Consider the following 12,078-nt stretch of genomic DNA (forward strand, 5'->3'; position numbering starts at 1 on the left):
CGACCAAATTTATTAAGACTTTGCAGGTTTCCGAGAAGGTTTGGCGGAGCTGGATTTTTTATTCTTTTTCTTACTTACTTCCACACCCACAGGCTCCTGTGGGTGTTCCACCGGGTACATTTTACGGAACAATAATGTCTGTAGTACCAGGAATGAACCCCCAACGGTCCAGTAGAGCGGCATCGCTGCCGGAGCTGTAAGAGAAAAGAATGCCATCATCAATGGGGAGAGATAACCCATAATGGCGAACTGTTTTCGCTGCTCAGGCGCCATATTGGCTTGTGATACCTTGGCTTGAATCAAATATATGACCGCGACCACCACAGCGAGTACGTAGTCCGGTGCTCCCAGTTTGAACCACAGGAACGAGTGGGAGGACAACTCCGGTGTAAGTCGGATGGCTGTGTAAATACCTGAAAGTATAGGCAACTGAATGAGCATCGGCAAGCAGCCAATATTCAGCGGATTGAACTTATGTTTCTTGTATAGTTCCATCGTTTCCTGAGACAACTTTTGCTTATCAGCAGGATCATTTTTGCCTTCATATTTTTTCTTGAGCGCATCCATCTCGGGTTTCATGGCGTTCATGATGACTCGTGTTCCCTGCTGGGACTTGGCTTGACGCATCATCAAGGGCAACAATGCTAAACGAATGACCAGCGTAATCACGATAATCGCGACCCCGTAGCTTCCGTTAAATATGGTAGCAATATGCTGAATCAGATACGACAGTGGAAATACAATGTAGTGATTAAAAAATCCCGGTGTCGATGAAGTAATCTCCGACACGTTGTTGCTGCATCCGGCAAGCAGCATGACTGCAAACAAAATGACAATCAGGCCATAGATCCGTCCCTTGCCCGATCTAAAAGTGAATCCCTTGTTAGTCTTATGTTCCATATATATCCTCCTCGTTGATTTGTTGACCAATCGTTCAACGAGGAATGACAATCTGGTTCATCTTCATCGGGCGCTTCTCTTCGTCTAATCATGCGACTCCAGTCTTCCTGTCTATGCTGTCTGTCCAAACACAGGGCGGGAAGTACAGGTTCAAGTCCACCACCGGCGCCACCTTCCATCCAGTACTCTGTCATGCCACAATGAAGATGGGCAATATAGGCATAACTGACGGTGAAGATGAGTCCAATCGAAAATAAATATGGTAATAACTCCTGCAGTTCAAACAAGGGATTCACCCCCTTTATAGGTTAGTTTTTATATTATAACACTTACATATTGTTTTTGCATAAATTCGTACGTGAAAACAACTACTATTCAGCTATTCCGTTCTCAATTTGGACATTTCTAGCTCAGCTCGGTGTCTCGCCACGTTATAAGAAGGCCATGAACGATCTGATGCATCCTCGTCCAGGTAGGCTTGACGTTCCAGCATTTCCCTCTTAAGATCCGGATACTCCTCCTGAGCAAACTCTCGAAGTAACGGAACTGCATCTGCCGACAGACTTGCCAGATAGGTTGCATCAATATTGCCAGTCTGATGATAACGTTCAATATTCAGCTCGGCAATCCGTTTATCCATGCCCACATAATTGACAGCAACATAAGCTGTGAGCGCCAGCACGATATACCAGCGGATCAGCGGTATTGATGTGTACCGTATACGAAGGCCAGCAATCAGCAACAGGAGTGCGAGGAAGATCATGAATGCGTGTACCAGGAAGCGGATGTACGTATATCCATATGCCTGCTCATACAGATTTAGGCGCATAAACGCGGAATACAACATAATTGCTGAACAACTGACCAGAATCAAGAGAAGTACCTGATGCACGATGGAACCCGTTTTGCCACTCGAACGGGTATACTGCAAAGCAACAATAAGAATAAAGAAGTTAATACCAGTGACGAGAATTAACTCTGCGAATCCACTTCTCGCATAATCTGCGTAAGACAGATCTACCGGAAGATGCCCCTCTCCTGCACCAAACAGATACGAAAACTGTACAAGTACAAACAAAACGTACACACAGTTAATGACAATCAGCATCGTCCCCACAATGATGGGGTCCAATCTGAATGGTTCCCGATGAACCGGAGTGCGTTCGGGCTCGGGTGTAATCTTATTGGTAACCTGAACTTCAGTTGCCGGGTCCACAGGAGAGAATATATAGTTGTGATCACGCTTATCAACCGTGGATACTGCTCCATTTTTCCAATGTGCGTTCGCTCTCTTCTCTGCCTCATATTGCATTGGCTGTACAAATCCCCATACATAACCAAACAGCAATACACCTGCGATGACAATCCAGATGATTCTCGGTATCCCTGGAGTAAAAGCCAATTGATTCAGCCACTCCGGAAAACCGGCTAAATACTGATCAAAGACCCCGTCAGCGGAGGACAGTAATGCAACGACTACAATGAGGATAGGCAAGGACGCCACAAGACCAATGAGCACTTTGAAAACAACTGTTTTCTGGGATTTGCCCATGCCAAGCCCGCCTGCTCTCACAGCAATAGCAGCAACAGTCCCCCAATGACGTATGGCTTGAGGTAGCAAGTGGTCAATAGCCGTACCAATCAAACCAATCTCCCACCACTGCTTCTGTTTTCTGCCCATCAGATACGTCATATGTAAGATAACTACGCCAGGTATGACCAGAAAATTAAGAACATACAGCAGTTCATTGTCGTATAACAGAAACGTTAGCGACAACAATAGCACTACAGCCGCTACAAAAGCATCAATGAACTTGAAAGACCTCATGCGATCCCTTGCAAACAGATACATGAACACATAAAAGAGAATTACAAAGATAGGATACGATACGCCAATCTCATTACCATAGAATAAATACTGGTGAATGATCGCCAGCATCCATGCAGACAGTAGCGTGATTAGAGCGCGTTGCGGTGAAGCCATTATTTTATCAATCATGGGAAAAACCTCCATTAACCTTTCTATGCTATATTCTAGATGATAAAATAGGAATATAAATAGAAATTAAAATCGACAAAACTTCTTATTTTAGAGGAATACGTTAGAGTTCACCTCCAGGAGGGAATCAACACTTGAAATTACATCAGCAATATCTGCTGTTGCATCGTCATTACGGTCACCATACAGAACATGAACTTACACTCGCCGATCTCGCGGAGTTGCTAAATTGTACACACCGCAATACGTTAACGATTGTCAAAAAGATGGTTGCCCATGATTGGATTCGTTGGGTTTCCCAGCGTGGCCGGGGTCGGCGTTCTTCACTGACCTTGCTTGTTCCGGCTGATCAAATCGCCGCAGAATATATGATGCAGGCCATGAATCGCCGGGAGTTACAGGAAGCTGCCGAGCAGGTGAGCGCATTCTCCAGTTCAACAATCATGCAGGATCATCTAAACCAGTGGTTGCTTGGGTATTCAGGACATCATACGGAAGCCGGCACCAATAATGAGCAGATTGATACGCTTCGGTTGCCCCTGCGCCAACAGCTTCATGCCCTTGATCCGCTGTTCATTAATCTATTAGCTGAATCCTTTGTTACCAGCCATGTCTTTGATGGGTTGGTTCAGCGGGGTGAACAGGGAGAGATCCTCCCATGTCTCGCTCATACCTGGGATGTCAGTGCAGACCGAAAGACCTGGATCTTTTATTTGCGAAAAGGTATTACATTTCACGATGGTCAGTTGTTGACGGCCCATGATATAGTGCATACGTTTGAACGACTGCAATCTACAGATCGCCGGACACTGTACCGTGATGTAAGTAAACAGATTCTATCTATTGAAGCGGTCGATTCCTTAACCGTGTGTTTCCAGCTTAAAGATCCTCATGAATTGTTTTTGTCCTTCCTGACAACAAGTCGTGCGGCGATTGTACCCTCACCAGGAACAAACGAACATAAGATGAAGCATTCGGGTGATGTACATGGGATGCAAAAACCTGTTGGGACGGGACCGTTCAAGGTCACCGCCTGGGATGATCACTTGTGCAGACTTGAAGCCTTTTCATCGTATTTTCAGGGTAGAGCACATATGGACCGGGTAGATATCCTGCAAATTCCGTGGAGTGCCTCGGCAAAAATGGACGATAGCCAAGATATCGAAACTCCGTTCTTTCATCTTGTTCATAATCCGTCTTCGTCTGCGGGTGCAGACTGGACACAGATTAGTGCAGGTGTAATGGTTCATAAATTACTCACGTGTAATACACAAAAAACCGGACCGTTAAACGATCCGGAAGTAAGAGCACACCTTCAGTCATGCCTTGCTGGAATGTATAGAGATGACGGACATGCAGATGACTCTGAAGTCGTGGAGACTGATTTTAGTGCGGTGAGCACCGGGATGGTTGACCCAGAGGGATTTAGAGATATTACTAAACGACTTACTTCGTCCACTCCCATCTCACTGCAAATTGCGACCATCCCACAGTATCGCAGGGATGCCCAACATCTGGCGTCCATACTGGAGCTGTGCGGTTTCTCCTGTACCGTCCGAACCGCTACGATGGAGCAGTTCAAAGGAAATCTGCGGCTGGAATCTGATCTGATTCTCTTCTCTCTCATTCGGGACAGGGACGAAGAACTGCGCAGGTATGATCTTTACTCCACGTTGTCTGAGCATCTGGAAGATTCTACTCGTATAACGATCCATGAGATCTTGCAAACCATCATCGCCTCTCCCATCGCTGCGGATCGAACTTGTGAATTAGATCGAATTGAGCAATTTTTGGTTGGTCAGAATTTACTGTTCCATTTATCCGAAAAACCGGTAGAAACCGCTTATCTGCCTTCCGTGCGTGGTCTATCTTTCAACAGCCAGGGCTGGGTAAACCTGCGTCATATCTGGTTTCCTTCGCAGGTGATGAAGTGAGATTGTTATGGATTGTGCTAAAATAAGCAAATGATATTAGCTCACATCTTACACGCACTTGCACCATACTAAGGAGGCATTACATTCATGAGCAAACTAATTTTCTTTCTCGGCGGGGCCGGAAGTGGCAAGACCACCCTTGCCAAAGCCCTTTCCCGTAAACATAAAGCGGCTTTCTTTGATATGGATATTTTGCTTCGTCCCGCGGCTGAGGCGATCATGACCCTTCAGGGACTTGATCCTTCCGACCGAGATTCGCCTGAATACAAAAGGTTGTGCCGTGATCTTGGGTATCGCATTACGATGGACGCCGCTCTGGATAACGTACAGTTGGGTATCGATACGATCGTTGTGGGGCCATTCACCAAAGAAATTGGAACTCCCGATTGGATTGCTCAGGAACTTGCACGAATTGGACGTTCCTTGGAAGATACGGATGTGCGTGTAACCTATATTTATCTTGAGAATGAAGCGTTGTATCACAAACGGATCACAGCGAGACAATCCCCCCTAGATGAATGGAAGTTAGCTAACTGGGATGCCTTCACAGCTTCTCTCGTCCGTAAAGAAATAGCTTGGCCCCTCCCTGCTTCATCCGTCGCTTATATTGATAATTCCAGTGATGATCCTGCGGTTGCCTATGCTGAACTTGAACGACGGATGTACGAGTAGTTTTATAAAATCTACTTCCCAATTCCTTTGCACGATGTCGCTTTGCATGGAAAATAAAAAGACGAAACAAAAAGAGGTATTTGTCGAGATCCCCGTTGGGTCCATCATGACAAATACCTCTTTTCATATATTCAAGATCATTCAAAACTCAATCTTCATCCTCCACAATTGCGGGATCACGCAAAAAGGTTTGCGGTAGTCCTGCCGTAATAAGTGCGTACTACGGAATCGCCATTACATTCGAACTGATAGATTATAGATGTACTTGAATGTAAGAGAACGAACATATCTCAACTCAAAGGAGAATTTCATGAAATCTCATGTAGCAACATGTCCAACTCGACAACAACAACACAGCTACAAATCAAATCCTAATTGGAAACGTGCCGTAGCCAACATCCTCCTGGTTGCATCTCTGAGTTTCACCACAATGACCAGTGTATCAGCTGAAAGCAGTCTCCCCCTTCATCAGGTAAGTCCTCAGGAAACTGAATCGTTCATCAATCAATTCTTCGCCCAACCTGAAGTGAAGTCTGCTCTGAAAGGTGCGGTAGTCACCGTTGTTCACGATCAACAGATCGTTTTGAATAAAGGATATGGTTATGCCAATGTGGAAAAACAAATCCCCGTCGACGCCGACTCCACTCTATTCCGTGTAGCCTCCATCTCCAAAACGCTGACAGCAACCGCTATTATGCAATTGACCGAGCAAGGTAACGTAAAGCTTGATCAGGATATCAGCGCATACACAGATGCTTTGCATCTGACCAACCATACCGGAACAGCGTTAACATTGGAACATCTGATGACCCACACCAGCGGGTTTGATTTCACAGATGCAGCAGCTACACCCAGGGAGTTGAATCATTCTTATCCGCTTGAGCAATTCATCCAGGACAACAAACCGTCCGTTGTTCGCAATCCAGGAGAAGTTTTCCGTTACGACAACTACGGTTATGCACTCTTGGGCTACATCGTTCAGAAACAGTCCAAACTTCCGTTTGAGACTTATGTACAACAGCATATATTCAACCCTCTTGATATGTCGGATAGCCATTTTACACTAAGCAAAGACACGCTGAGTAAACTCGCAATTCCTTATGGCGCTGAAGGACAAGAACTTCCGCAATATCCCAATGTACCGGACAGCTCCCCTGAGGGCGGATTCATTACAACTGGACGGGATATGGCTCACTTTATGCTTGCGCAGCTCAATCAAGGTTCGTACCAGGGTGCACGTATACTAGAACCGTCATCCGTCCAAGCAATGCAAACGCTGGATGTCTCCATACACCCGGATATACCTGGAACAGGTTACGGATTCGAATCCACCTATTCCCAGTATAATCATGGACGGAAAGTCGTGAGTAAAGCAGGCGATCTGGACGGATTCCACTCCAATCTGTGGCTGTTGCCTAACGAGAAGACTGGACTATTTATCGTCTCCAACAGTGATGGACCAGATCTGCGAGAAGCGCTTTTTCAAGCATTTATGGATCATTTTTATCCGAGTAATGAGGTCCAAGATGTCAATTATAGCGTACCCGAGTCTTCACTCCATTCCTACGAGGGACTATATCGTGATATCCGCCTGCCTGCATGGTTGTATGATATTTCAGCAACAGAGAAAGGTCTTCAGGTTATAGATGCTTATGGCACTCACACTTTAACACCCGTTAAGGACATGTTGTTCATGGATGAGGAAGGCAAGCTCGCTGGTTTCAAAAAAAATCAGTCAGGTGAAATCACGTATTTCTATTACAACAAGTCAGATAGCTGGTCCGAGAAATTGCCAGAAGCCAAACCTTATGAAGATGTGCCAGAAGACCATCCCTATGCTCCGTACATCTATCGTTTAACACAGATTGGCCTGTATCCACAGGATCAATCCCTATTTGAACCAGAGAAGCCTGTTAGTCGTGGGGAGTTTGTAACACAGGTTGTGGGCATAAGCGGAATGTCCATTTCAGCTCAATCACCAAAATTTAAAGATACCCAATCAAGTCCCTACGCCGCCTACATTCAAACCGCTCTTGAACTGGGTATTGTGCAAGGTAATACTCGTGGATTGTTCCATCCTGACCAAGCCATAACAAGGCAAGAGGCCGCGGTGATCATATCGAGAACGGCACAACAACTCCTTGGCGCACCTGCCGTAACTGCCGATCTCATCGGTTCACAGGATCGTTGGGCTGAAGAAGGTGTCCAGTTTGTGGTTGCTCTAGGTCTCTACGGTCCGGAAGTATCTGTATCCAGCACCGGTGCTGTGGATTATAGATCGAAGCAACCTATGCTGAGGCAGGAATCATCAGTTTTGATGTACAAAATGTTAGGCACTCTGCTACATTAACATAGAGTGATGCTCGGCAAGCCATGTCATTGCTACATGGCTTGTTTTTCCACTTCATTTTACCAATGATGCATTTTATAAGAACGGATGATTTTACCATGCGACTAGGACTCTCATTACATAGATTCATGAAAACTAAATTTAATATCGTGTGGTTTGTAACGATGTTGTGCTTTATACTGACAGCCACGTATATCCATATCTCTTCATTTATGAATCCTTATATCGGACTTTCGTTGACACCAAATGCCTCCATTTCTTGGGCAGTACATGATGTAGATCCGCAAGGTTTAGCTTATACATCCGGGATTAGATCAGGTGACACCGTTATCTCGCTGGAACCCAAAGGAGGAGTCCAGTTACTCCATCAAAAAGGTGTATTCTTAGTGACTGAAGCCTACACCATCGGCGTTGAGAATTCTCATGGTCAGGCATCCCAACATACAATGAAGCCTGGACCACGTGAATGGTTCAACATCGGCTTCTCATCCATAGTAGAATTATTGCTATTGTTGACCGGAACCTATGCCTTGTTTAGCCAACCCGGTTCACGAGTGATGCGTCTGTTCTACCTCCTTAACCTGTCCATGGCCATATGTATACTGACGATATACACATCCCAGTTGCCTTTATCCAATTATATTTTGGCCTTTTGTGCGGCATGGTTACCTTACTGTCTAACTGCTTTTTATGTGTCTTTTGTATTCCGTACCCGTCTGCATCGTTTTCGATGGTTATTAATCATCAGCAGATGTATTGCGATTGCCTACTCTACTGGCCTTGCCTTTCTGTACATCAAGCAGTGGATGATGACCGATATTCAGATCAATCAAGGCATTACTACCGTCAGTACTCCTGTTGCACCGTCTGGTCCAACCAATCTGCTCAACTTTATTCTTTGTGCAACCCTTCTGATCTTAATCTGGATGACATGGGTTAATCGTAAAAGCTACAATCGCAAGGAGCAGAACCAGCTATTGCTCATGTTAACAGGAATTATTGTCAGCCTGATTCCCTTCATCATCTGTTTTGCTATTCCAACCCTGCTTCAAGGTGAACCGTTATTGCCTGTAGAGTACACATTAATTGGATTTCTGCCTTTATCATGGATGTTCACTTATGTACTTGTACAACGGAGTATGCTTGACCTCAAACTGGTTATGCCAAGATTGATGATTCATGGACTATATGCTTTAATCGCATTTTTACTGTTTCTGGATGCTTCTCACCTGCATTCGTTAATTCATATCAGCTTGCTGTTTGTCTCGTTTTTGCTGATCACTTGGGTGTATCAGTACACGCTCACACGCTCACGCAAGAAAAACAAACTTAACAAAGACTGGCTGGAACACCAGCAGCTGCGGTTGACTGTGCGAATGGCTGAGCAGCAAAACATGCGGGACATGATTCACGTGTTTGCCGAGATGTTCCACAAGATGCTGGATATTGAAGGTGTAATTCTCATATGGATTGATGATAAACACAGATATTCTCAGGAAGGCACAGGGATTTTTGCTTCCATTCAGAATATAGATAACCAGATTTTGGATATTGAAGTTTTACGACAAAAATATGATTTGGCACAGGTTTGGGAGCTCTCAGGTGAACCCACTACGGAGACGATAGGATTTTTGGGTATCGGTCACAAAGAAAATCGCACCCTTTTTTCAGCAGAAGAGCAGGATATCATTGATCAAGGCAGGCTGGAAGCAATTCGAATGCTCGTCAATGGGAGACTCTTATCCGATCTGCAGAAGCGATATGAATACCGTGTAGACCAGACAGCTCTTCATGAACACCAGATACGCCGTCATCGGCAGTTCAATGATATTATGATGGAAGCCCAACAGGCAGAGCGTATGAAAACCTCTTATTTCCTTCATGACCAACTGCTTCAAAACCTGATTTTCCTGTCTCGTGATTTGGAGGAATTACACGATACCGGAGAGACGCATAAGGATCAAACGGCTGTTTGGCTGGAGTGCCTGTATGCTTCCCAGAGAGATATACGTCAATTATGTGATGATCTCTACCCTCATATTATGGATCGAAGTGATCTTGAGGAAGCGTTGCAATGGCTCATCCGTACACTTCAAATACAAAGTGGCATCAGAATGGAACTAAACTACAACGCCCTCTCTGAAGAGTTGAAGCACGAACCTCTGAAGTCCACCGTCTTTCGGACGGTCCGCGAACTCATTATGAATGTGATGAAGCACGCACAGGCGTCGTTCTGCTCCATTCAGGTATATACAAGGGATACTGACTTGATTCTCCAAGTAGAGGATGACGGCTTGGGGTTTAATGTTCATACCACATTTGATACTGCAACAGGGCACTTCGGTTTGATATCCATACAGAGCAGCATTCAGCATCTCGGTGGAGAATTCACCATACATTCCAGCCTTGGCAAAGGAACCTCAATCAACATCCGTTTGCCTTTAACCAAAGGAGCAACTGAACAATGAGCGAACCCATTACAGTCGTACTGCTTGATGATCACCCCCTGGTCATGGAAGGTCTCAACAACCGCTTAAACCGCGAACCCGGCATAGATGTACTGAAAACATTCAGCGATCCATTGCTTTTTTTATCCGAAGTAGAGGCGTTGCGACCAGATGTCGTTGTGATGGATATCCGCATGCCCCAGCTTGACGGGTTCGAGGTTGTGAGAAGATTGAAAGATCAATACGGGTTATCCGTCAAAATTATATTGTTATCCGGATACAACTATCACGAATTCCAGTTAAAAGCTTATGATCTGGGCGTTCATGCCTACTTGTCGAAACAAGCAACGTATGGACAGATTATCAACGCCATTCACCAAAGTATGTTGGGTCATGTTCTTATTCCAGAGACCATGTTATCCCCTAATCTGGAGGAATCACTCACGGCAACAGAACGGGAAGTGCTTAACCGAATTGCACTGGAGATGACCAACAAGGAGATTGCACAGGATCTGGCGATCAGTCAACGTACAGTGGAGTATCATATAACCTCTATTACGCAGAAATTTGGTGTTAAGTCCAGAATTGGTGCTGTAGTCAAAGGCTATCAGGCAGGGATTCTCGGTGACGTAACACTCCCTGAGAAACGGTAAAAACATGTACCCGTTTAAAAGAACAACAAAAGAGCGTCAGAACACCCTGTAATACAACCTGAGGTTTGTTCTGAACCGCTCTATCTGTTGGTTAACTTTTCTATAAGGAGCATTCATGCTTGATACGTCTGCTCCTTTACCCGCGCTGACGCGCCGCATGACGTTCAGCAATACGAGCCGTGATTATTCCATGACTCTCATCAATCTCTTCCGGTGTGCACGCGGCTTTCAGCTCATATACTTTCACTGGCGAACGTTCAATGATATCCAAAAATGAATCAAAAAAGGTCATGTCTTTACTATGGATGTATGGACACCAATGATCTGATAACCCTACGGTTTCATGAATATGCACGCCAACCACGTGATCAATCAACGCGTTAGCCTCACGTACATTATCGTACAGCCCCATTCGATCCATCATCATGCCGTGACCAATATCGTACCAAAGACCAAGCGGCGCGCCCTTCATCTGTCCAATAATCGTTCCCGCTTCGTGCAAAGTCGGCATCTGATAACAGCGTGAACGGGTCTCAATACCGAAATTCACCCCGTATCCCCGCTGCTCCGACAAGTTACATACCTCTTCCAGACTCTCCTGAATCCGGCTCAGATAATGTGCGCTGCCATCTTCCCGCTTCTCCAGCATCTCTTGCCATAACGATTGATATGCCAGTGAGTCCGGCCCCTGATCGTGGTATATCTTTTTCAACGCTTCATCTATATTGTATTCAAACGGAACCTCACCGGGATGTACAACAACAGCCTTGGCCCCATAACGATGTGCGTACTCGGCTGAGCGAAGTAACAGCTCAATCGCCCGTCTGCGGCGCGGCTCATCATTGAACCCAAGCAGGACGGAATCCGTCCCGTAATCAGGATCAGCCACATGCGGGAATGTATTATGCACACTGGATATACCGATCTCGCCCTGTTCAATCATCGGTTCTATCGTCTGCAGCATCTCTTCCGTTACGTTATAATTCAGTTCAACTTGTTTGAATCCAAGGGACTTGATCTCCTCGATCATGCCTTGTCCGGTCGTATGACGTTTGATATTCCAACATGTTGAGAACGAATATTCCTGTTTGTCCGTATACATATGATTGGTCCTCCTATCTCT

Annotated in this window: 9 protein-coding genes; 5 read left to right on the forward strand and 4 right to left on the reverse strand. The window is 45.4% G+C overall.

Going from position 1 to position 12,078, the window contains the following annotated elements; all coding sequences use genetic code 11:
- Nucleotides 1–12: 12 nt before the first annotated feature.
- The 3 genes from yidC to MKY28_RS12970 all read right to left on the reverse strand — a co-directional run bounded on the left by yidC (nucleotide 13) and on the right by MKY28_RS12970 (nucleotide 2,899).
- Nucleotides 13–900 carry a membrane protein insertase YidC gene (gene yidC, locus MKY28_RS12960; RefSeq protein WP_340936134.1) on the reverse strand — a complete coding sequence of 296 codons (888 nt, stop codon included), beginning with the start codon at nucleotides 898–900 and terminating at the stop codon, nucleotides 13–15.
- On the reverse strand, nucleotides 837–1,187 hold the full coding sequence (locus tag MKY28_RS12965; RefSeq protein ID WP_176872672.1) for a hypothetical protein: 351 nt from the start codon (nucleotides 1,185–1,187) through the stop codon (nucleotides 837–839). Before MKY28_RS12965 ends, yidC begins: the two co-directional genes overlap by 64 nt.
- Before the next feature lie 92 nt (nucleotides 1,188–1,279).
- Nucleotides 1,280–2,899, reverse strand: a complete 1,620-nt coding sequence (locus MKY28_RS12970; protein ID WP_340936135.1) for a DUF4153 domain-containing protein — start codon at nucleotides 2,897–2,899, stop codon at nucleotides 1,280–1,282.
- Between the two features lie 134 nt (nucleotides 2,900–3,033).
- Between MKY28_RS12970 and MKY28_RS12975 the strand changes: the two genes are divergently transcribed.
- The 5 genes from MKY28_RS12975 (at nucleotide 3,034) to MKY28_RS12995 (ending at nucleotide 10,955) form a co-directional block, all read left to right on the forward strand.
- Complete coding sequence (locus MKY28_RS12975; RefSeq protein ID WP_340936136.1) at nucleotides 3,034–4,833, forward strand: ABC transporter substrate-binding protein; 1,800 nt, start codon at nucleotides 3,034–3,036, stop codon at nucleotides 4,831–4,833.
- 87 nt (nucleotides 4,834–4,920) lie between these two features.
- Nucleotides 4,921–5,505 carry an AAA family ATPase gene (locus MKY28_RS12980; protein WP_340936137.1) on the forward strand — a complete coding sequence of 195 codons (585 nt, stop codon included), beginning with the start codon at nucleotides 4,921–4,923 and terminating at the stop codon, nucleotides 5,503–5,505.
- 310 nt (nucleotides 5,506–5,815) lie between these two features.
- Nucleotides 5,816–7,855 carry a serine hydrolase gene (locus MKY28_RS12985; protein ID WP_340936138.1) on the forward strand — a complete coding sequence of 680 codons (2,040 nt, stop codon included), beginning with the start codon at nucleotides 5,816–5,818 and terminating at the stop codon, nucleotides 7,853–7,855.
- A 128-nt stretch (nucleotides 7,856–7,983) separates the two neighbouring features.
- Nucleotides 7,984–10,323: a sensor histidine kinase gene (locus tag MKY28_RS12990; protein ID WP_340936139.1), complete on the forward strand. Its 2,340-nt coding sequence runs from the start codon at nucleotides 7,984–7,986 to the stop codon at nucleotides 10,321–10,323.
- Nucleotides 10,320–10,955, forward strand: a complete 636-nt coding sequence (locus tag MKY28_RS12995; RefSeq protein ID WP_100528869.1) for a response regulator transcription factor — start codon at nucleotides 10,320–10,322, stop codon at nucleotides 10,953–10,955. Before MKY28_RS12990 ends, MKY28_RS12995 begins: the two co-directional genes overlap by 4 nt.
- 136 nt (nucleotides 10,956–11,091) lie before the next feature.
- Here the strand turns inward: MKY28_RS12995 and MKY28_RS13000 are convergent, their stop codons facing one another.
- On the reverse strand, nucleotides 11,092–12,057 hold the full coding sequence (locus MKY28_RS13000; RefSeq protein WP_340936140.1) for a sugar phosphate isomerase/epimerase family protein: 966 nt from the start codon (nucleotides 12,055–12,057) through the stop codon (nucleotides 11,092–11,094).
- Nucleotides 12,058–12,078: the final 21 nt, after the last annotated feature.

It is taken from the genome of Paenibacillus sp. FSL R5-0473 (assembly GCF_038004565.1).
Lineage (GTDB): Bacteria > Bacillota > Bacilli > Paenibacillales > Paenibacillaceae > Paenibacillus > Paenibacillus amylolyticus.